The organism is Paractinoplanes brasiliensis, assembly GCF_004362215.1.
Classification (GTDB): domain Bacteria; phylum Actinomycetota; class Actinomycetes; order Mycobacteriales; family Micromonosporaceae; genus Actinoplanes; species Actinoplanes brasiliensis.
Genome location: NZ_SNWR01000001.1, coordinates 4,852,483 through 4,871,989, shown reverse-complemented (window position 1 = coordinate 4,871,989; position 19,507 = coordinate 4,852,483). Strand labels below are relative to the sequence as shown.

Below are 19,507 nucleotides of genomic sequence, written 5' to 3'. Positions count from 1 at the left end.
TGCGGGCGCCCCGACCCCGCGGCGGCGCGGGACGCGGTCACCTCTCTCTCACGCGGCTCCGCCGTGCTATGCGCCCGTCCCGCGCCGCCGCCCTCAACGTGACTCGGCCTCACCTTCACCACCTGCGACAACGTGGATCACGCCGACGATTTGCCCGAAAAATCTGCAGCGTTGGTACTAGAAATCCGGGCCTGATCGGCATACAGTTTCTGAGTCGGCCACGCACAGCCGGCACGCAATGGCAGACCCTGAGTTGGTTAAGGAGGACGAGATACCGCAGCAACGCGCATTCGCAACGTCCCCGACCCGACAAGAGGTGATCGCAGCCGATGCCCATCACTCAGGTGGTCCGCTAGCGGCACGCAGGCGGACGACCGCATGCGCCGGCGACGGCCGGCACAAGAATTGAAAAGCCAGGGCCCCGGTTACCCGCCGGGGCCCTGGATCATGTGCACACCGGACACCCCGGACGCACGCGCGAAATCCCCCGGAAGGGCACGATGAGCACGACCTTCGACGACGCCGACTTCCCGGCGTACACGATGGGCCGCGCCGCCGACATGATCGGCGTGACCCCCGCATTCCTCCGCAGCCTCGGCCCCGCCGGCCTGATCGAGCCCGAGCGCTCGCACGGCGGCCACCGCCGTTACTCCCGTCACCAGTTGCAGCTCGCCCAGCGGGTGCGCCAGCTCCTCGACGAGGGTTATCTGCTGACCGCCGCCTGCCGCATCGTCACCCTGGAGGACAGGCTGGCCGCGGCCCACCGCCGGATCCTCGAGCTGGGCGGCGCCCTCACCCCCGGCGACGACGCCGACATCCCCACCCAAACCCACCCCGACATCGCGAAAACGCAGTATTACCGCGCCGGCTGACCGCACGGTAAACCTGCACCGGCCGAGGTCGGAACCGTGTGGCAGGCTCAGTGCATGCCCAGCCTCGACGACTGGCGACGCCCGAAGCCGACCCCTCGGCAGCGCCGCATCGACCTCGTCATCGGCCTCGTCGTGGTCGCCACCGCCCTGCTCTACGTGATGCTCGCGCGCAGCGTGGGCCAGATCATCTGGGGCGTCGAGCGCAGCGCCTTCGAGCATCTGGCGTTCTCGTTCGCGGTCACGTTCCCGCTGATCTGGCGGCGTAGCCACCCCGACGTCGTCCTGATCGTCACGGCTGTCGTGTTCATCGCCGGTCAGGTTCGCGAAGCCCAGGAAATCCAGTTCGCCTCGGGCGCGATCTTCGCGGCGATCTACTCCGCGGGCGCGTGGAGCTCCGACCACGGACGCTCGCGGTGGCTGCGCTTCGGCGTGATCGGCGCGATGTTCGGATGGCTCGCCATCACCTGGCTGATCTCCTTCGACGGCATCCCCTCCGACGCTTTCGCCGACGGCACGGGCGAGCTGCCCCCGCTGCTTTCGGCCCTGATCAGCCAGGTGCTGCTCAACATGGCGGTGTTCGGCTTCGCGTTCTTCTTCGGCGAGATCGCCTGGCAGTCCGCCCGGCGCGAGGCGGTGCTGGTCGACCAGGCCGAGCAGCTGCGCCAGGCCAGGACAGTGGCCGAGGAGCAGGCGGTGGTCACCGAGCGGCTGCGCATCGCCCGCGAGCTGCACGACGTGGTGGCGCATCACGTGTCGGTCATGGGGATCCAGGCCGCGGCGGCCCGCCGGGCGATGGACCGCAACGCCGGGACCGCGCGCGACTCGCTCACCGCCGTCGAGGAGAGCGCCCGTACGGCGGTGGACGAGTTGCAGCGCATGCTGGGCGCGCTGCGGACAGCCGACGAGCCGGTGACCGCGCCCAGCCCGGGACTCGACCGGGTCGAGGAGCTGCTCGACCGGGTCCGCGACGCCGGGCTGACTCCCCAGTTCGCGGTGTTCGGAGAGGTCAAGGACCTGCCCGCGTCGACCTCCCAGACGGCGTACCGGGTCGTGCAGGAGGCCGTGACCAACGCGCTCAAGCACGCCGGGGCGTCGACGATCGACGTCCGGATCCGCTACCTCGCCCGCGAGCTGGAGATCGACGTGGCCGACGACGGCCGGGGCGCGGCCCGCACGACCGGCGGCATGGGGCTGGTCGGCATGCGCGAGCGGGTGGGACTGCTCGGCGGCACGGTCGAGGCGGCCAACCGCAACGGCGACTCCGGCGGTTTCCGCGTACGGTCGCGTCTGCCCCTGGCCATCCCGGCGCAGCGGGTGGCGTCGTGATCCGGGTCCTCCTCGCGGACGACCACCGCCTCGTGCGTACGGGGTTCCGCGTCATCCTCGGCCTGGAGGACGACATCGAGGTGGTCGGCGAGGCCGAGGACGGCGCCCAGGCCCTGGCGGCCGTCGCCGCACACGCGCCCGATGTCGTGCTGATGGACGTCGAGATGCCGGTCATGGACGGGCTGGAGGCGACCCGTCGCATCGTCGCCGGCCAGGGCGGCCCGTCGGTGCTGATCCTGACCACGTTCGACCGCGACGACTACCTGTTCGCGGCGCTGGAGGCCGGCGCGAGCGGGTTCCTGCTCAAGAACAGCTCGCCGGAGTCCCTGGTCGAGGCGGTACGCGTGATCGCCCGGGGCGACGCGCTGCTGGCCCCCGAGATCACCCGCCGGGTCATCTCGGCGTTCGCCCGGCCGGGCGCCACCCGGGCCGAACCGGCGGCCCGCCTCGGCGAGCTGACCCCGCGCGAGCACGAGGTGCTGGTCGAGCTGGCCGGGGGCGCCACCAACGCCGAGATCGCGGCGTCGCTGCACCTCGGCGAGACCACCGTCAAGACCCACGTCAGCCGCGTGCTGACCAAGCTCGGGGCACGTGACCGCACCCAGGCCGTGGTGATGGCGTACGAACTGGGAGTCGTCCGCCCGGGCGGATGAGCCTCCGCTTGTCGTCCGCGCGGAGGACCTTGCTGATCATGCTTGAGCCGGACGTTTTCCGCGGCCCGGTTGCCTAGCGTTGACGGCATGACCACCGTGCTGAACGTGAGTTCCGTCAGCCGCAGCTTCGGTGACCGGGCAGTTCTCAAGAACGTCTCGTTCGCCGTGGGCGGCGGCAAGCTGACCGGGTTCGTCGGCGCGAACGGCGCCGGCAAGACCACCACCATGCGGATCATCCTCGGCGTCCTGGCCGCCGACAGCGGCGAGGTGACCCTGGGCGGCAAGCCGCTGACCCGCGAGATCCGCCAGCGCTTCGGGTACATGCCGGAGGAACGCGGCCTGTATCCGAAGATGACCGTGCACGACCAGGTCGTCTACCTCGGCCGGCTGCACGGGCTGAGCAGCGCCGCGGCCGAGGAGCGTACGAAGAAGCTGCTGGAACGTCTCGGGCTGGGCGAGCGGGCGGGCGAGAAGCTGGAGAAGCTGTCGCTCGGCAACCAGCAGCGCGCGCAGGTCGCGGCCGCCCTGGTGCACGACCCCGAGGTGCTGGTGCTCGACGAGCCGTTCTCGGGCCTCGACCCGATCGCCGTCGAGACGATGGTCGAGGTGCTGCGCGACCGGGCCGCGGCCGGAGCGCCGGTGCTGTTCTCGAGCCACCAGCTCGAACTGGTCGAACGGCTCTGCGACGACCTCGTGATCATCGCCGACGGCGGGATCCGGGCCGCCGGCGACCGCGCCTCCCTGCGCGCCGGGCACAGCGAGCCGCGCTATCAGCTGCGGGTCGACACCGACGCCGGCTGGCTGCGCGACCAGCCCGGGGTGACGCTGCTCGACCTCGACGGCCCGCACGCCGTCTTCCGCCTGGACGAGGGCTTCGACGACCAGAAGGTGCTGCTGGCCGCGCTGGAGCGGGGACCGGTGCGCGCGTTCGGCCCCGTCGTCCCGACCCTGACCGAGATCTTCCGAGAGGTCGTCCGATGAGAACGTACGAGGCCGCCAAGGTCGTCGCCGCCCGCGAGATCCGGGTCAAGCTGCGCGACAAGACGTTCCTGTTCAGCACCGCGTTCTTCCTGCTGTTCGCGATCGCCATCACGGTGCTGCCGGCCGTGTTCTCGGGCGGGCCGGCCTCCGTCGCGGTCGCCGACCGGAGTGTGGCAGCGACGCTGGAGCAGGCCGGCCTCGACGTCCGTGTGGTCGCCGACGACGCGGCCGCCGAGAAGCTGGTGCGCGACGACGAGGTGGACGCCGCGGTCGTGTCCGGACCCGAGGTGCTGAGCATGTCGGAGACACCGGACGACGTGGTACGGGCGCTGAGCACGGCTCCCCCCGTACGTCTGCTGGACGCCGACGCCGTGAACCCGACCCTCGCCTACATCGTCCCGTTCGCCCTGGCCTTCGTCTTCTTCTTCACCTCGTTCCTGTTCGGCCTGCAGATCGCGCAGAGCGTGACGGAGGAGAAGCAGACCCGCATCGTCGAGATCCTGGTCGCCAGCGTCCCGACCCGTGCGCTGCTGGCGGGAAAGGTGGCAGCACTCTCGCTGCTCGCGTTCGTGCAGGTGGGCCTGATCGCGCTCGTCACGCTGGTCGGCTCGCGGCTGGCCGGGGTCGACAGCGGCATCCTGCGCCTGCTGGAACCCACGATCGGGTGGTTCGTGGCGTTCTTCGTGGTCGGTTTCGTGATGTTGGCGGCGCTGTGGGCAGGCGTGGGCGCGATGGCGTCCCGCCCCGAGGAGCTGAGCGGCTCGTCGCAGCCGGTGCAGATGGCCGTCATGCTGCCGTTCTTCGCGGTGGTCTTCTTCGGCGAGAACGACCTGGTGATGCGGGTCCTGTCGTACGTGCCGTTCTCGGCGCCGATCGCGATGCCGACCCGGGTGTTCACCGGCGAGGCCGCCCTGTGGGAGCCGATCGTCTCGCTCGTCATCATGGCCGTCACGGCGGCGCTGCTGCTGGGTGTGGGCACTCGGATCTACGAGGGCTCGCTGCTGCGCACCAACGGCCGCACCTCGTGGGCGACGGCGTGGCGCTCGAAGGCGACGTCCTAGTCCGCAGCTTTTGCCCCGACGCGCCGCACTGGGCGCGTAGCGGCTACGTCGCAGTCCCGACGCGCCGCACTGTTGCCACGAGCGACTCCTCGACATCCTTGAGGAGTCGCTCCGGCGCGAGGACCAGCCAGTCGACCGCCACGACCGGCCCGGCGCCGAACAGGGCCGACGACGCCACCCGCACGTCCGCCTGCCGGTGGTGGACCTCACTGCCGCGCCGAGGCAGGATCAAGAGCATGTCGATGCGCTGGGGCATGACCGTTCCCTTGAGCGGGATCCCGCTCTCCGAGCACGCCGCCGTCTTCGCCGCGCTGGGCGACGCCGGTTTCACCGATCTGTGGAGTTCGGAGGTGGCCGGCGCGGACGCGTTCACGCCGTTGACGCTGGCCGCCGCGTGGGCCCCGCAGTTCCGGCTCGGCACGGCGATCGCGCCCGTCTTCACGCGCGGGCCCGGCCTGCTCGCGATGACCGCGGCCGCGCTGGCCGACGCCGCCCCGGGCCGGTTCCAACTGGGCATCGGCGCCTCGTCCCCCGTGGTGGTGGGCGACTGGAACGCTGTCGAGTTCACCGAGCCGTTCCAGCGCAGCCGCGACGTGCTGCGTTTCCTGCGCGCGGCCCTCGCCGGCGAGCTCGTCGACCAGCAGTTCGAGACCTTCCCCGTACGCCGGTTCCGCCTCGAACGCCCCCCGGCCGTCCCGCCGCAGATCCTGCTGGCCGCGCTGCGCCCCGGCATGCTGCGCCTGGCCGCCGCCGAGGCCGACGGCGTGATCCTGAACTGGCTCTCCCCGGCCGACGTCGGCACCGCCCTGGCCGAGGTCAAAACCGACAAGCCCGACTTCGACGTGGCCGCCCGGATCTTCGTCTGCCCCACCGACGACGCCGGTCACGCCCGCAGCGTGGGCCGTCGCATGATCGCCGCGTACCTGACCGTCCCCGCGTACGCCGAGTTCCACCGCTGGCTGGGCCGCGGCGACGTCCTGACCCCGATGTGGCGGGCCTGGTCCTCGGGGGACCGCAAGGCCGCCCTGGCCGCGATCCCGGACGCCGTCGTCGACGACCTGATCGTGCACGGTTCCCCCGACGAGTGCCGGGCCAAGGTCGAGGCGTACGTGGCCGCCGGCATCACTGTGCCCGCCATGGCCCTGCTCCCCACCCCGGCCCTCGACTCCGGTGACGCCGGCGCGATCCTCGACGTGCTGACCGCTTTGGGCCGCTGAACAGGGGCTGTTTGCGCACGGTCGGACAGTCCGGGTATTTGCCGGTGCCCGTGGGACGCATGGGGAAACTACGATGCGGCGCATGGCATTGATCCACAAGGCGACTTTGAGTCCCACCAAGGTTGAACTGCTGGCGGCGTGGCTCCCGAGCCGCTCGTGGTATCAGGGCGCGGCCGGCGCCGCTGTCGAACGGGTGGCGTCCTACCGTTTCGACGACCCCGAGGGTGAGGTCGGCATCGAGACCCTGCTGGTCACGGCGGGTGATGGGCCGACCTATCAGATCCCGCTGACCTATCGGGCGGCACCTTTGGAGGACGCCGACGAGTGGCTGGTCGGCACGACCGAGCACTCGGTTCTGGGCCTGCGTTGGGTGTACGACGGCACGGGCGACGTCGTTTACGCCGAGGCCCTGGCGCAGGCGCTGCTCACCGGCAGCGGCCAGGCACAGGAGTTCATCGAGATCGACGGCCACCTGGAGCCGCGGCAACCGAGCATGACGATCACGACCAGTCTGATCAACGAGTTCGCCGAGGCCCGCGCGGTCACGGCCATCACCCACGTCGACCCGGCCAACCCCACGGTCATCGAGACCGACAAGCTGACCCTGACCATCCCCCGCATCTTGGACCGAGCCGTCTCCCACCCCGGCGCCGTCCTCTTCGGCACATGGCAGGCCGAACCCGCCTCGGTGCCGCTCGCGTTCGCTCTCCCCCGCTGACCGAACCCCCCTCCCCCATCCATCCCCCGGACGCCCAGGGGGCCGATCCCGTTTCGAGGATCGGCTCCCTGGGCGTCCCGTCATTCCGGCCGACAGCAGGGGTACGGCCGGGGACACTGCTCACTCGTCGGCGAGGATCGCGTAGAGCTTGCGCTTGGTTTCGTTGAGGATCTCGAGGGCTCGCTGGCGCTGCTCGGGCGTGCCGTTGAAGCCGACCTGCTTGAGCGCGCCCATGATGCCGACCGCGGCGTCGCGGAAATCCTGCACCTGCGACATCGTGTCGTCGCCGATGTTGCCCCACGGCGGGTTCTGCGCGGCGGTCTCGGCCTCGGGGCGGCCGTCGGCAGTCAGGCGGTAGCTCTTGCGGCTGCCCTCGGTCTCGGGCTCGATCAGCCCCTCGTCCTCCAGCAGCTGCAGTGTGGGATAGATCGAGCCGGGGCTGGGCCGCCAGATCCCGTTCGTGCGGGAGTCGAGTTCCTGGATCATCTCGTAGCCGTGCATGGGCCGCTCGAGGAGCAGCGCCAGGACGGCGGCGCGGACGTTGGGCCGGCCGCCTCGCCCACCGCGACGCCCGCCGCGTTGGCCGGGACCTCCCCACGGGCCGCCAGGACCGAAATCGCCGGGGCCCCCGAACGGGAAGCCGGGCGGGAAGCTGAAACCGCGGTGACGCGAGCCGTGCGGGCCCTCATGATGATGCCTCATGACTATCTCCGATCTGTTGTCGATACTGCGACGATATATCGGCAACGTGTCGGCGACAAGTGATTCTTTGCGCGGACCGGGTTGCGACGAGTGTCGGCGGCCCTCGATCTGGCAATGTGATAGCTGTGCTGACGGTGCCCATTCGCCAGCTCGGTGAGTCCGAGCGTGCGCAGGTCGAGAAGATCCTCGATCGCGACCCCTATGCCGGCGCTCAGATCGCCGAGCGGGTGGCCGCGCACGGGCTCAACTGGTGGCGCTCCGACGGCCGGATCTTCGGCTATGGTCCGGGCCGCCGCGTCGAGTCGATGATCTGGTCGGGCGCCCATTTGGTCCCGGTGTGCACGACGCCCGCCGCCACCGCCGCGTTCGCCGAGGTGCTCGGGGCCGAACCGCGTATCTGCTCGTCGATCATCGGGCGTTCCGACGCGGTCCTGGACCTGTGGGACAGGCTGGGCGGTCACTGGGGGCGGGCCCGCGACGTGCGCCCCAACCAGCCGCTGCTGGTGGCCGACCGCGATCCGGCCATCGCCGCCGACCCCGAGGTGCGGCTCGTGCGACCCCACGAGGTCGACGCGCTGTTCCCGGCGGCCGTGGCGATGTACACCGAGGAGGTCGGCGTGTCACCCCTGCTCGACGACGGCGGCCGCGGTTACCGTCGGCGCATCGTCGAGCTGGTCAAGGGCAAGCGCGCCTACGCACGGTTCGTCGGCGACCGAGTGATCTTCAAGGCCGAGCTGGCCATCGTGACCAACCGGACAACGCAGGTGCAGGGCGTCTGGGTCGACCCGGAATTCCGCGGCCGCGGGCTGGCCGCCCCGGCGATGGCCACGGTGGTACGCGACGCACTGCGCCGGGTGTCACCCACGGTGAGCCTCTATGTGAACGACTACAACGCGCCGGCCCGGCGCCTCTACGCCAAGTGCGGCTTCGTCTCGGCCGGCTCGTTCGCGACAGTGCTTTTCTGACCGTACGCGTCGTGGCCGCGCGACAACCGCACCAGGAAGGTCCCGCCGCTTCGGACCGGTCGGCTGCAACACCGGGCCGCACCCCGCTACCGGCGGCGCGGCGGGTCAAGCGGCGGGCTCCCCCTGGCTGTCAGTGCACCGTGACCTGCGGCCCCGGAAGCAGCTCACGCAGCTCGTCGGGGAGGTCGGCGCCCATCTCGTCGGCCAGGCGCAGGGCCTCCTCGATCAGGGTCTCGACGATGATCGACTCGGGCACCGTCTTGATGACCTGGCCCTTGACGAAGATCTGGCCCTTGCCGTTGCCCGACGCCACACCCAGGTCGGCCTCGCGCGCCTCGCCCGGACCGTTGACGACGCAGCCCATCACGGCCACCCGCAGCGGCACCGGCAGTCCCTCGAGCCCGGCCGTGACCTGCTCGGCCAGCGTGTAAACGTCGACCTGGGCGCGGCCGCAGGACGGGCACGACACGATCTCGAGACCCCGTTCGCGCAGGCCGAGCGACTCAAGGATCTGCTGGCCGACCTTGATCTCTTCGACCGGCGGGGCCGACAGCGACACCCGGATCGTGTCGCCGATGCCCTCGGCCAGCAGCGCGCCGAACGCGACCGAGCTCTTGATCGTGCCCTGGAACGCCGGCCCGGCCTCGGTCACGCCGAGGTGCAGCGGATAGTCGCACTGCTCGGCGAGCTGGCGGTAGGCACGGATCATGACGACCGGGTCGTTGTGCTTGACCGAGATCTTGATGTCGCGGAAGCCGTGCTCCTCGAACAGCGAGCACTCCCACAGCGCCGACTCGACCAGCGCCTCGGCGGTGGCCTTGCCGTACTTCTGCAGCAGCCGCTTGTCGAGCGAGCCCGCGTTGACCCCGATGCGGATCGGCACGCCCGCGTCGGAGGCCGCCTTCGCGATCTCCTTGACCTTGTCGTCGAACTGGCGGATGTTGCCCGGGTTGACCCGGACGGCCGCGCAGCCGGCGTCGATCGCCGCGAACACGTACTTCGGCTGGAAGTGGATGTCGGCGATCACCGGGATCTGCGACTTCTTGGCGATCGCGGGCAGCGCCTCCACGTCGTCCTGGGACGGCACGGCGACCCGGACGATCTGACAACCGGACGCGGTCAGCTCGGCGATCTGCTGCAGCGTCTTGTTGACGTCGGCGGTCAGCGTGGTCGTCATCGACTGCACGCTGACCGGGGCGCCGCCACCAACCGGCACGTTGCCCACCATGATCTGACGGCTGTGCCGGCGTGGGGCCAGCGGCGGCGGGGGAACGGCCGGCATACCGAGACTGACTGCGGTCACTTTCGCATCACCTATTTGAAGATCGTGATCGGGTTGATGATGTCGGCGGTGACAGTCAGCAGGGTGAACGCACCGCCGATGAGGATGACTGCATAGGTGACAGGCATCAGTTTGTAGTAGTCGACACGGCCGGGGTCGGGCTTACGGAATCGAGCGTAGAGCCACGAACGGACGCGTTCGTACCAGGCGATCGCGATGTGACCGCCGTCCAACGGCAGCAGCGGCAGCAGGTTGAAGATGCCGATGAAGACGTTGAGCGAGATGAAGATGTTGAGGAAGAGCTCGGGCACGCCGTTCTCGACGGCCTCGCCACCGAGCCGGCTGGCGCCGACCACGCTGATCGGGGTCTCGGGGTCGCGCTCCGAGCCGGTGATCGAGTTCCAGAGGGCGGGGATCTTGTCGGGGATCCGCTTCATGGCCTCGAACGTGTTCTTGAACAGGAACCAGCCGTAGTCGGCGGTCGCCCCGAACGCGTCGCCGGCGCCGTACTCGATCATGGTGGGCACGCTGCGCTGGTCCCAGCCGACACCGGCCACCGAGACCGTGGTGGCGGCGCCCTCCGAATCGGAGATCGGGGCGCGCTGGGCCGCCACCAGGTCGACGTTCGCCGTGGCGGTGGCGCCGGCACGCTGGTACTCGACCGGCACGGGGCCTGCGGGCAGTGCCCGGATCGCCTCGGTGAGCTGCCCGTACGTGGTGATCGGGGTGTCCCCGACGCGGGTGATCAGATCGCCGTCACGCAGGCCGGCCGCGTACGCCGGGCCCGCGATCGCGCCGTTCTGACCGGGCACGCACTCCTGCTGGGTGGCCGGCAGGTTGATCCAGGTGCACTCGGCGATCGTGATGACCGGCTTCTGCGCCAGGGTGTCGGTGTCCGTCCGCGGGTAGTCCGTGTTGGGCAGGCCGAGCGAGATGGCGGCGAAGTACGCGGCGACCGCGGCCAGCATGAAGTGCGTGATGGAGCCGGCCGACATGACGACCGTGCGCTTCCACACCGGGAACCGCCACATCGCGCGGGGCTGATCCTCCGGGGCGACGTCGTCGTCCTGCGGCGTCATCCCGACGATCTTGCAGAAGCCGCCGAGCGGGATCGCCTTGAGCCCGTACTCCGTCTCGCCGCGCTGGACCGAGAAAATGGTGGGACCGAAGCCGACGAAATAGCGCGACACCTTCATGCCGAAGCCCTTGGCGGTCAGCATGTGGCCGAGCTCATGCAGGCTCACAGAGATCAGGATGGCCAGCGCGAAGGCAGCCACCCCCAGCCAGTACAGCATCAAGCTCCTTCTGCCGCAGTAGCGATCATCCGCTGTGCCTGGGTGCGCGCCCAGGACTCGGCCGCCAGCACCTCCTCGACGGTACTCGGCTCGGCAAATCCGGGAGCCGCCGCGAGGACGCGTTCCAACGTGTCGACGATGCCCAGAAAAGGTAGCCGACCGGCAACGAACGCGGCCACACACTCCTCGTTGGCGGCGTTGTAAATGGCCGGACGGCAACGCCCCTCACGTCCGGCCTGCTTGGCCAGCCGTACGGCGGGAAAGGCCTCCTCGTCGAGCGGGCGCAGCTCCCAGTTGTGCGCCTCACGCCAGTCGACACCCGCGGCGGCGCCGGGAACCCGTTCGGGCCAGGCCAGCGCCAGCGCGATCGGCAGGCGCATGTCGGGTGGGCTGGCCTGCGTCAACGTCGACCCGTCGGTGAACTCGACCATCGAGTGGATCACCGACTGCGGGTGCACCATCACCTCGATGTCGTCGTAGGGCACCTGGAACAACTCGTGCGCCTCGATCACCTCGAGCGCCTTGTTCACCATCGTGGCCGAGTTGATCGTGACGACCGGGCCCATGTCCCACGTCGGGTGCTTGAGCGCCTCGTCGGGTGTGACGTTCGTCAGCTCGTCGCGCCGGCGATCGCGGAACGCTCCCCCGCTCGCCGTCAGCACGAGCCGGCGCACCTCGGCCGCCGTGCCGCCGCGCAGGCACTGGGCCAGCGCCGAGTGCTCGGAGTCGACCGGGACGATCTGCCCTTCCTTGGCCATACGCCGCACCAGCGGGCCGCCGGCAACCAGCGACTCCTTGTTGGCCAGGGCGAGGATGCGCCCCGACTCGAGGGCGGCCAGCGTGGGGGCGAGGCCGAGGCTGCCGACCACGCCGTTGAGCACCACGTCGCACGGCCGGCGGGCCAGCTCCGTCATCGCGTCGGGTCCGGCCACGATCTTGGGCAGCTTGAAGTCACCGGTCGCCCAGCCACGGCGCTGCGCCTCCGCGTAAAAGGCGAGCTGCAGATCCTGTACGACCGAGGCCCGCGCCACCCCCACCGCCTCGACGCCCAGCTCGAGGGCCTGCGCGGCCAGCAGCTCGACGTTCCCACCGCCCGCGCCGAGCGCCACCACCCGGAACCGATCCGGGTTACGGCGCACGATGTCGATGGCCTGGGTGCCGATGGACCCGGTCGAGCCGAGCAGTACGAGATCGCGCATGCCGCTTATCTTCCCGGATGCCCGCACCCCGCCGGCGCTCAGCCTTCAAGTGCTGTGGACAGCCGCGTCAGCCTGTGGACAACTGGGTATGACGATCTCCATGACGGGGCGGGTCCGGCGGGCGACGCGCGTGCTGGCGACACCGTTCCGGCCGCTGCGCGGACGCGATCTCGCCCTGCACGCGGCGGCGGTCACGTTCTACGCCGGCATCGCGGTCGTGCCGATCGCGTTGCTCGCCATCTGGATCACCGGGTGGATCGCGGGCGCCGACCGGGTGCGCCGGCTCACCGGCCGCACCATCGCCGCGCTGCCCGACCAGATCGGCGCGCCGCAGGCCCTGAGCGCGCTGATCGACGCCGGACTGCACCTGACACCCGTGTTCGCGCTGGCCAGCCTGCTTCCGGCCACCCTGTACGGCGAGGGCCTGCGCCGCGCGTTCGTGTCGCTGCGCAACCCCGGGCCGGGCGGTGAGCCGCTCGTCGGCTGGCGGGGCCGTCTGCTCTGGCTCCCGCTGCTGGCGGCGGCGCCCGCGCTGCTGCTGGCGATGTTCCTCGCGCTGCCCTCGACCAGCGGCCTCTGGCTGCGCGGCGGATGGTACGCCTTCCTCGGTGTCGTGCTGTCCTTCCTCGCTGCCTGGCTGGTGCTCACCCCGGTGGTGATCTGGGTCTACCGGTACGTGGCGCCGGGCCGTCCGCGCTGGCTCTCGACCGTGCTCGTCGGATCGTTCACCGCCGCCAACCTGTCCGGCTTCCTGCACGGTTTCGTACTCTTCTGCTCGTTGCCGCTCGACCTCGGCGCCCCGTTCGGCGGCTTCGACGAGATCGGCGGCACGGTGGCCGTCGGCCTGTGGCTCTACCTGTTCCACGTGATCGTGCTCGCCGGGTACGCCGCGACCCGCAGCGCCAGCGCGTACCAGGACCGACGCGACTCATGAGCCTGACATTGTCAGGCGCTACGCTCGTCCGTCATGAGCACTCACCCCGCCACCGGACTACCCACCCGGTCCGACGTAGTGATCATCGGCGCCGGTCACAACGGCCTCGTCTCCGCGATCCTGCTCGCCCGCGCCGGCCTCGACGTCGTCGTTCTCGAGGCCACCGACGTGATCGGCGGCGCCGCCCGCACCGAGCGCCCGTTCCCCAAGGCGCCCGGCCTGGGCCACTCCACCGGGTCGTACCTTCTGGGCCTGATGCCGCCCGAGCTGCTGCGCACACTCGACGTGGACATCCCGGTGCTGCGCCGCGACCCGCACTACTTCCTGCCCACGCCCGGGCCGGCCGGCTCGCCCCACCTGCTGTTCGGCCGCGACCACGCGTCGACCCGTGAGCAGCTCGAACGCTTCTTCTCACCGCGCGACGCCGCCGCCGACGAGCAGCTGGCGGTTGAGATCGCCGCGCTCCGGGCCGACCTGGCGCCCGCCTGGCTCGAGGAACCCGGAAGCGTCGAACAGATCGCCGACCGTTACATCCGCCCCCAGCTGCAGAGCACCTTCATCGACCTGGTCCGCGGCTCGGTCGCCGACTACCTGGCCCGCTTCGGCTTCAAGAGCGAACTGCTGGTGAGCATGTACGCGGTGACCGACGGGCTCTCCGGCCTCAACGCGGGCCCCGACGACCCCGGCACCGGCCACAACTTCCTCGTGCACAACATGTGCCGCCTGCCCGGCTCCGACGGCACGTGGATGATCGCCGAGGGTGGCATGGGCACGGTCACTCGCACGTTCGCCGACGCCGCCCGAGCCGCCGGCGCCCAGATCTTCACCCGTACGCCCGTACAGGCAGTGACGGTCGACGGCGGCGCCGCCAGCGGGGTTGTGCTCGCCGACGGCCACACGATCAGCGCCCGTGTCGTGCTCGGCTCCTGCGACCCGTACAGGCTTATCGATCTGGTGCCGGCGGGCGCCCTGCCGGCCGAGCTGACCGAGCGGCTGGCCGCCGTCAAGCGCCCCGGCAGCACACTCAAGCTCAACCTGGCCCTGCGCGGCCTGCCCGAGTTCACCTGCCTCCCGCCCGGCTCACCGTCACCGTTCGGCGCGACCATCCACCTGCTGCCCGGCTCGGCCGACCTGACCGGCGCCGAGTCGCCCATGGCCACCCTGCGCGCCATGTGGGCCGACGTGCAGGCGGGCCGGCTGCCGGACGAGCCCACCATCGAGTGGTATCTGCACACCACCGTCGACCCGTCCCTGCAGGACGCCGAGGGGCACCACTCCTCGGCGCTGTTCGTGCAGTCGGTGCCCTATGCGCCGGCCGGTTCCACGTGGGATCAAGAGCTTCCCGCGTACGTGGACAGGCTGCTCGACATCTGCGAACGGTACGCGCCCGGCACCCGGGACCTGATCGTCGACATGATGCCGCTGACCCCACCCGGCATCGAAGAGCACTTCGGCATCACCGGCGGCCACATCCACCACGTCGACAACACGGTCGCCTTCGACGAGCGCATGCCCTACTTCACGGGCCTCGACGGCCTGTACGCGGGCTCAGCCGGCGCCCACCCCGCAGGCAGCGTCATCGGCGCCGCCGGCCACAACGCCGCCACCCGAATCCTCAAGGACCTGAACATCCCGCGCTGACACGCACACCCATAGCAACGCCAAACCGCCCGCCTCGGGCAGCGGGGCTGGACCGAGTCAGTGGAACGGCGGGCGTTGCCGTCGGGCGGTCACCGTGTCGAGCGGGGTTGGGGTTTTGGGCGCAACCACTCACGCAGGTCGCCCGGGTGGGTTTCGCGTTCTGGACGCGCCAGCGGCCAGCGAAGCCCGCCCGGGCCCTCGGCGGGAGCGACGGTCTGCACCCACCACCCCGCTACGACATCTGCCCTTTGATCTTGGTTTGCAGGAGCGACGGCATCCCACCACCTGCTACGACATCTGCCCTTGAGTTTGATCTCGCAGTTGGAGTGACCCAGGTTACGACGTCTGCTGTGCGGCTTCGGTCTTCTCGGCTCGGATCTTGTGGCCGACGCTCGTGAGGCACCGCCCGCTGGGGAGGTCGAACTTCCAGCCGTGCAGCTGGCACGTCAGCACGTTGCCGTCCACCATGCCGAAGCGGCTCAGGTCGGCCTTGAGGTGCGGGCAGCGGCGCTGCACTGTCCAGTCCCCCAGCACCGTGTCCTCGGCCTCCACGGCCTTCTCGTGCTCGTCGTACCAGCCCTCGGCGTACTGCAGACGCTCCTCGGAGAGGCACTTGAAGAACGCGTACACGTATTCGTTGTACTGTCCGATCCGGGCGGCCGAGAAGCGGCACGACAGGAACAGCGAGTTGACCCAGTCGCCCTCGTCGATGTGGATGAGGTGTTCGATCAGGGCGCGGCCCGTCTTGAAGCGGTAGCGCACCTTTTCGTCGGCATAGGGGCGGACCTGCTTGCCCGGGAAGTCGACCACGATCGACTCGATGACGTTGCCGTCGGGGCCGAACGAGTCGGTCAGGTCGAAGCGGACGGGGCCGCCGACACCCTGGGCCATGTAGATCGACTCTTCGAGCAGGGGCTCGATGCGCTTCTTGAGGGCGCCGAGCACGTCGATCTCGGGGTGCCGCCAGGACGCCTTCTCGGCGGCGATGATCGGGGCCTTACGCTCCCGCATCTCTTCCAGGTGGGCCTGCTTGTCGGCGAAGAACTCGTCGACCGGGACGGGGTGGGTGGTCTCGGCCTCGCCGGACGCGGCCAGGGAGGTCACGGAGCCGGGCAGCAGGACGATGCCGTTGGTGCCGCCGACCTTGGCGTACTCGGAGAGGAAGACCGACTGGTCGGGGAAGATGTTGCCTTCGTCACCGAAGATGTCGTTGAACTGCCAGAGCGTGTCGTCGAGGAAGCACGGCGGGCCGGCGATCGGGAAGACGTGGTCGGCCTTGAGGTCGTCGATGTAGCGCCAGGTGCGGTCGAACTGGCGGTCGCGCTTCTGCTTGCCGAACGCCGTCTTGGCGCCGTCGGGCAGTTCGTAGACCATCGGGTACCAGATCGCGCCGGAGAACTGCAGCATGTGGGCGTGCACGTGGCCCAGCTCGTTGAACCGGGTCAGGTCGGTCGGACGGGCGTCGTTCTGATTGAGGACCCGTACGCCGTCGTGCTCGACCCACAGCGACGAGTCGCCGATCGGGCCGTCGGTGGGGCTGATCAGCGCCTGGATCATGATCTTGAGGCCGCCGTCGAGCTCGTGAACCTCGTCCGACTTCGTCTTGAGGAAGCTGGTGAAGCCCAGGTCACGCAGCTCGTCCTCGAGCTGGCTGGTCGGGTACTCCGGCAGCAGCACCGTCGCCTTCTTGCTGATGAAGCGCTTGAGGTGCTCGGCGTCGAAGTGGTCGCGGTGCAGGTGCGACACGTAGAGGTAGTCGACGTCGCCCAGCGTCTCCCAGTCGAGCTGGGAGTTGTCGGGGAACGGGAACCATGAGGCGAAATAGGCGGGGTTGACCCACGGATCGCACAGAATGCTGCCGGCGGCCGTGTCGATCCGCATGCTCGCGTGCCCAGTGCCCGTGATCCGCACCGTTTGTACTCCCTCGTCCAGAACTGACGCCGTCGGAGAAACCCGACGGCATCGAAGGTACCGGGTCCGGGTTGGTGGGCCGCGCGCGGAGCCGTCGTGCGAGACTGAACCCGAACGCGATCGACCCTCGAGGAAGGACCAGGCGTGGCTGCCGATCAGGAACCGGTCTATGCCCCCGACCAGCTCAAGCCGGGCAACCGGAAGCGCGCGCGACGCGCGGCGCTCATCTCGGCAGTGGTCATTCTGCTGTTCTTCTGGGGCAACCACGAGGGCAACACCGAGAACGTCTGGCTCATCATCTTCGCCCTCGGTCTCGTCGCAGCGGTGATCGTCGACGCTGTGCTGCGGCGCAACGGCCTCAAGCCCGAAGACCAGTAGGAACCCGGCGCACGAAAAAGGGGCCCGTCCGGGCCCCTTTTGTCGTCTAGCGACGCCTGGTCAGGATGTCTTTGACCTCGCGCAACGCGGCGTCGACCTCGGCTTCGAAATAACCACCGGGCACCAGGCCGAACTGCAGCATGTCAAGATCGTTTTCCGGTACGGGCATCGGCCCGCGCCCGGTCATCGCCTGCAGGATGCCCTCGAACAGCCGGTCGACCTGGCTCGGGTCGTAACCGCTGCCGAAGCGCCGGGGCTGGAACGTGCGCCGCAGCTGGTCGACCCGGTAGAGCTCACCACCCGGCTCACCCATCGGCGGGGGCAGCTGGGGCTGCTGCGGCTCGCCGTAACCCATCGGCGGGCCGCTCATCGGGGCGTTGCCCATCGGCGGGCCGCTCATCGGCGGGCCGCCGTAGCCACCGCGCGGGTCCTGCTGCTCGCGCTGCGGCATGCGGATCTCGGCGGTCATGTCGGCCTTGCCGTGCCGGCCCGCCTCGAACCCGTCGAAACCACCGGTCGGCTGCTCGAATCCGCCCGTGTCGTAGCCACCGCGGTCGTAGCCACGCGGGTCGCGAGCCTCACGCGGGTCCCGGTCGTATCCCGGCGGGGGCCCGGCGGGCCGCTGCGGCAACTGGGGCTGCTGCGGCTGGCCGTAGCCGGTCGGCTCGTCATAACGCCCGTACGGGTCCGGCGGCATCTGACCCCGCTGGGGCGGCTGCTGCCCGAAACGGTCGTCGCGCACCGGCGGCGCGGGCAGGCGCTCGGTCGGCGGGGCCATCCGGCCACCCATGCCCTGACCGCCCATGCCGCCACCGCCGCCGCTCATGGCCGCGCCCAGGCCGGGCTTGGCCGCGGAAAGCCCGCCCCGCAGGGAGTCCCGCATCGGGTCGGGCGGGGGCACGCCCCGGCCGCCACGGTCCTCAAGTTCGGCCAGTTGGCGCTCGACCCGGTCGAGGTGCAGGTCGACCTGCCACTCGTCGTAACCGCCGAAACGCACACGGAAGACCACGTCGTGCACCTCTTGCGCACCAACGGGCGGACCGACCTGCTCGCCGGCCAGAGTGGCCTCGACCCGGTCGAGGAAGGCGTCGACCTCGTCCACCTTGTAGCCGCGGCGCAGAGCCCGCCGCCGGAAACGTTGCCCCTGACTCGTCACAACGTCTCCCACTCCGCTCGCTGGGACCTGAGCCCAGTCACTGTGCCACCTCCGCGTCGGCGGCGGCGCCCCCAGCGCTCGCCTCCGTGAGCTCGCCCGCGGCCAGCTGGCCACAGGCGCCGTCGATCTCCCGGCCCCGGGTGTCGCGGACCGTCGTCGCTACTCCGGCCTCACGCAGCCGGCGGACGAACTCGCGCTCGACCGGTTTCGGACTCGCATCCCACTTGCTGCCCGGCGTTGGGTTCAGCGGGATCAGATTCACATGCGCCAGCTTGCCGCGCAGAAGCTTGCCGAGGAGGTCGGCACGCCAAGGCTGATCGTTGACGTCCCTGATCAGGGCATACTCGATCGAGATCCGGCGTGAAGTCTGTGCCGCGTAGTCGAACGCGGCATCGAGCACCTCGGCCACCTTCCAGCGTTGATTGACAGGCACTAGCTCATCGCGCAGATCATCATCGGGGGCATGCAGGGACAGCGCAAGGGTCACATTGAGGTCTTCGCCCGTCAAACGGCGGATAGCGGGCACGAGACCCACGGTGGAGACGGTGATGTGCCGTTGCGAGAGCCCGAGACCCTCGGGCGCCGGGGCAGTGAGCCTGCGCACAGCCTCTATCACCCGAGGGTAATTGGCCAGTGGCTCGCCCATGCCCATGAAGACGACGCGCGACAGCCGCGGCGGTGAACCGGTGACCGCGCCCGAGGCGGCCACGCCGGCCAGGTAGACCACCTGGTCGACGATCTCGGCGATCGAGAGGTTGCGGGTCAGGCCCTGCTGGCCGGTGGCGCAGAACGGGCAGGCCATACCGCACCCGGCCTGGCTCGAGATGCACGCCGTCACCCGGTCGGGGTAGCCCATCAGGACGCTTTCCACCAGCGAGCCGTCGTGCAGCCGCCACAGCGTCTTGCGGGTCGCGCCGTCGTCACAGGCCAATTCCCGTACGGGGGTGAGCAGCGTGGGCAGCAGGTCGCCGGTGAGCCGGGCGCGGGACGCGGCGGGCAGATCCGTCATCGCGTCGACGTCGCGTACGAGGCGGCCGAAGTAGTGGGTGGAGATCTGCTTGGCCCGGAAAGCGGGCTCGCCGAGGCCGGTGACGGCCGCCTGGCGGGCCGCGAGGTCGAGGTCGGCGAGGTGACGCGGAGGCATCGACGGACGGCGCTTGGTGGCCACCGCGTCGGGCTGATCGAGGCTGGTCGGGATGACCGGAAGAATCGTCAT

At 70.1% G+C, this 19,507-nt stretch carries 19 protein-coding genes; 11 read left to right on the top strand and 8 right to left on the bottom strand.

Annotated features, from left to right (window positions below):
* Positions 1-500: 500 nt before the first annotated feature.
* The 5 genes from C8E87_RS22175 (at position 501) to C8E87_RS22155 (ending at position 4,893) form a co-directional block, all read left to right on the top strand.
* Positions 501-872 carry a helix-turn-helix domain-containing protein gene (locus C8E87_RS22175; RefSeq protein ID WP_133874873.1) on the top strand — a complete coding sequence of 124 codons (372 nt, stop codon included), beginning with the start codon at positions 501-503 and terminating at the stop codon, positions 870-872.
* Between the two features lie 54 nt (positions 873-926).
* Positions 927-2,198, top strand: a complete 1,272-nt coding sequence (locus tag C8E87_RS22170; RefSeq protein ID WP_133874872.1) for a sensor histidine kinase — start codon at positions 927-929, stop codon at positions 2,196-2,198.
* On the top strand, positions 2,195-2,851 hold the full coding sequence (locus C8E87_RS22165; RefSeq protein WP_133874871.1) for a response regulator transcription factor: 657 nt from the start codon (positions 2,195-2,197) through the stop codon (positions 2,849-2,851). Before C8E87_RS22170 ends, C8E87_RS22165 begins: the two co-directional genes overlap by 4 nt.
* 87 nt (positions 2,852-2,938) lie before the next feature.
* On the top strand, positions 2,939-3,832 hold the full coding sequence (locus C8E87_RS22160) for an ABC transporter ATP-binding protein (RefSeq protein ID WP_133874870.1): 894 nt from the start codon (positions 2,939-2,941) through the stop codon (positions 3,830-3,832).
* Positions 3,829-4,893, top strand: a complete 1,065-nt coding sequence (locus C8E87_RS22155; RefSeq protein ID WP_133874869.1) for an ABC transporter permease — start codon at positions 3,829-3,831, stop codon at positions 4,891-4,893. The genes C8E87_RS22160 and C8E87_RS22155 overlap by 4 nt, the downstream gene beginning before the upstream one ends.
* Before the next feature lie 43 nt (positions 4,894-4,936).
* Here the strand turns inward: C8E87_RS22155 and C8E87_RS22150 are convergent, their stop codons facing one another.
* A complete protein-coding gene (locus tag C8E87_RS22150; protein ID WP_239079869.1) occupies positions 4,937-5,149 on the bottom strand; it encodes a hypothetical protein in 213 nt (70 codons plus the stop codon).
* On the opposite strand from C8E87_RS22150, the gene C8E87_RS22145 reads away from it, so the two are divergent.
* Both C8E87_RS22145 and C8E87_RS22140 read left to right on the top strand, forming a co-directional pair.
* Positions 5,148-6,110, top strand: a complete 963-nt coding sequence (locus C8E87_RS22145; RefSeq protein WP_133876994.1) for an LLM class F420-dependent oxidoreductase — start codon at positions 5,148-5,150, stop codon at positions 6,108-6,110. The two genes, C8E87_RS22150 and C8E87_RS22145, sit on opposite strands and share 2 nt — an antisense overlap.
* Positions 6,111-6,192: 82 nt before the next feature.
* The gene (locus C8E87_RS22140) at positions 6,193-6,828 is read left to right on the top strand and encodes a CG0192-related protein (RefSeq protein ID WP_133874868.1); all 636 of its coding nucleotides are present in this window, start codon (positions 6,193-6,195) and stop codon (positions 6,826-6,828) included.
* A 120-nt stretch (positions 6,829-6,948) separates the two neighbouring features.
* Here the strand turns inward: C8E87_RS22140 and C8E87_RS22135 are convergent, their stop codons facing one another.
* Positions 6,949-7,530, bottom strand: coding sequence for a PadR family transcriptional regulator (locus C8E87_RS22135; RefSeq protein ID WP_133874867.1), 582 nt, complete (start codon positions 7,528-7,530; stop codon positions 6,949-6,951).
* A gap of 125 nt (positions 7,531-7,655) precedes the next feature.
* Here C8E87_RS22135 and C8E87_RS22130 point away from each other — a divergent pair, with 125 nt between their 5' ends.
* Positions 7,656-8,495 carry a GNAT family N-acetyltransferase gene (locus tag C8E87_RS22130; RefSeq protein WP_133874866.1) on the top strand — a complete coding sequence of 280 codons (840 nt, stop codon included), beginning with the start codon at positions 7,656-7,658 and terminating at the stop codon, positions 8,493-8,495.
* Between the two features lie 130 nt (positions 8,496-8,625).
* Here the strand turns inward: C8E87_RS22130 and ispG are convergent, their stop codons facing one another.
* Genes ispG through dxr form a run of 3 tightly spaced genes read right to left on the bottom strand, consistent with a single transcriptional unit; the run spans position 8,626 to position 12,280 of the window.
* A complete protein-coding gene (ispG, locus tag C8E87_RS22125) occupies positions 8,626-9,798 on the bottom strand; it encodes a flavodoxin-dependent (E)-4-hydroxy-3-methylbut-2-enyl-diphosphate synthase (protein ID WP_133874865.1) in 1,173 nt (390 codons plus the stop codon).
* Positions 9,799-9,809: 11 nt separating this feature from the next.
* Positions 9,810-11,072 carry a M50 family metallopeptidase gene (locus C8E87_RS22120; protein WP_133874864.1) on the bottom strand — a complete coding sequence of 421 codons (1,263 nt, stop codon included), beginning with the start codon at positions 11,070-11,072 and terminating at the stop codon, positions 9,810-9,812.
* Positions 11,072-12,280, bottom strand: a complete 1,209-nt coding sequence (gene dxr, locus C8E87_RS22115; protein ID WP_133876993.1) for a 1-deoxy-D-xylulose-5-phosphate reductoisomerase — start codon at positions 12,278-12,280, stop codon at positions 11,072-11,074. Before dxr ends, C8E87_RS22120 begins: the two co-directional genes overlap by 1 nt.
* Positions 12,281-12,371: 91 nt before the next feature.
* On the opposite strand from dxr, the gene C8E87_RS22110 reads away from it, so the two are divergent.
* Together C8E87_RS22110 and C8E87_RS22105 are read left to right on the top strand one after the other, a co-directional pair.
* Positions 12,372-13,205: a YhjD/YihY/BrkB family envelope integrity protein gene (locus C8E87_RS22110; protein WP_133874863.1), complete on the top strand. Its 834-nt coding sequence runs from the start codon at positions 12,372-12,374 to the stop codon at positions 13,203-13,205.
* A gap of 33 nt (positions 13,206-13,238) precedes the next feature.
* Positions 13,239-14,846 carry a phytoene desaturase family protein gene (locus C8E87_RS22105; protein WP_133874862.1) on the top strand — a complete coding sequence of 536 codons (1,608 nt, stop codon included), beginning with the start codon at positions 13,239-13,241 and terminating at the stop codon, positions 14,844-14,846.
* A gap of 336 nt (positions 14,847-15,182) precedes the next feature.
* On the opposite strand, the gene C8E87_RS22100 is transcribed toward C8E87_RS22105, so the two are convergent.
* Positions 15,183-16,757, bottom strand: coding sequence for a Rieske 2Fe-2S domain-containing protein (locus C8E87_RS22100; protein WP_133874861.1), 1,575 nt, complete (start codon positions 16,755-16,757; stop codon positions 15,183-15,185).
* A 144-nt stretch (positions 16,758-16,901) separates the two neighbouring features.
* Between C8E87_RS22100 and C8E87_RS22095 the strand changes: the two genes are divergently transcribed.
* On the top strand, positions 16,902-17,135 hold the full coding sequence (locus tag C8E87_RS22095; RefSeq protein ID WP_133874860.1) for a DUF2631 domain-containing protein: 234 nt from the start codon (positions 16,902-16,904) through the stop codon (positions 17,133-17,135).
* Positions 17,136-17,181: 46 nt separating this feature from the next.
* Here C8E87_RS22095 and C8E87_RS22090 read toward each other — a convergent pair whose 3' ends face one another.
* Complete coding sequence (locus tag C8E87_RS22090) at positions 17,182-18,291, bottom strand: DivIVA domain-containing protein (RefSeq protein ID WP_133874859.1); 1,110 nt, start codon at positions 18,289-18,291, stop codon at positions 17,182-17,184.
* Positions 18,292-18,328: 37 nt separating this feature from the next.
* Positions 18,329-19,507: a dual-specificity RNA methyltransferase RlmN gene (rlmN, locus tag C8E87_RS22085; RefSeq protein ID WP_133874858.1), complete on the bottom strand. Its 1,179-nt coding sequence runs from the start codon at positions 19,505-19,507 to the stop codon at positions 18,329-18,331.

What these genes read in the sequence shown, in the direction of transcription:
- C8E87_RS22135 (WP_133874867.1), bottom strand. Translation starts at nt 7,530, where the DNA reads ATGAGGCATCATCATGAGGGCCCGCACGGCTCGCGTCACCGCGGTTTC.
- C8E87_RS22120 (WP_133874864.1), bottom strand. Translation starts at nt 11,072, where the DNA reads ATGCTGTACTGGCTGGGGGTGGCTGCCTTCGCGCTGGCCATCCTGATC.
- C8E87_RS22170 (WP_133874872.1), top strand. Translation starts at nt 927, where the DNA reads ATGCCCAGCCTCGACGACTGGCGACGCCCGAAGCCGACCCCTCGGCAG.
- C8E87_RS22155 (WP_133874869.1), top strand. Translation starts at nt 3,829, where the DNA reads ATGAGAACGTACGAGGCCGCCAAGGTCGTCGCCGCCCGCGAGATCCGG.
- C8E87_RS22105 (WP_133874862.1), top strand. Translation starts at nt 13,239, where the DNA reads ATGAGCACTCACCCCGCCACCGGACTACCCACCCGGTCCGACGTAGTG.
- C8E87_RS22150 (WP_239079869.1), bottom strand. Translation starts at nt 5,149, where the DNA reads ATGCCCCAGCGCATCGACATGCTCTTGATCCTGCCTCGGCGCGGCAGT.
- C8E87_RS22160 (WP_133874870.1), top strand. Translation starts at nt 2,939, where the DNA reads ATGACCACCGTGCTGAACGTGAGTTCCGTCAGCCGCAGCTTCGGTGAC.
- C8E87_RS22175 (WP_133874873.1), top strand. Translation starts at nt 501, where the DNA reads ATGAGCACGACCTTCGACGACGCCGACTTCCCGGCGTACACGATGGGC.
- C8E87_RS22145 (WP_133876994.1), top strand. Translation starts at nt 5,148, where the DNA reads ATGACCGTTCCCTTGAGCGGGATCCCGCTCTCCGAGCACGCCGCCGTC.
- C8E87_RS22140 (WP_133874868.1), top strand. Translation starts at nt 6,193, where the DNA reads ATGGCATTGATCCACAAGGCGACTTTGAGTCCCACCAAGGTTGAACTG.
- C8E87_RS22110 (WP_133874863.1), top strand. Translation starts at nt 12,372, where the DNA reads ATGACGGGGCGGGTCCGGCGGGCGACGCGCGTGCTGGCGACACCGTTC.
- rlmN (WP_133874858.1), bottom strand. Translation starts at nt 19,507, where the DNA reads ATGACGATTCTTCCGGTCATCCCGACCAGCCTCGATCAGCCCGACGCG.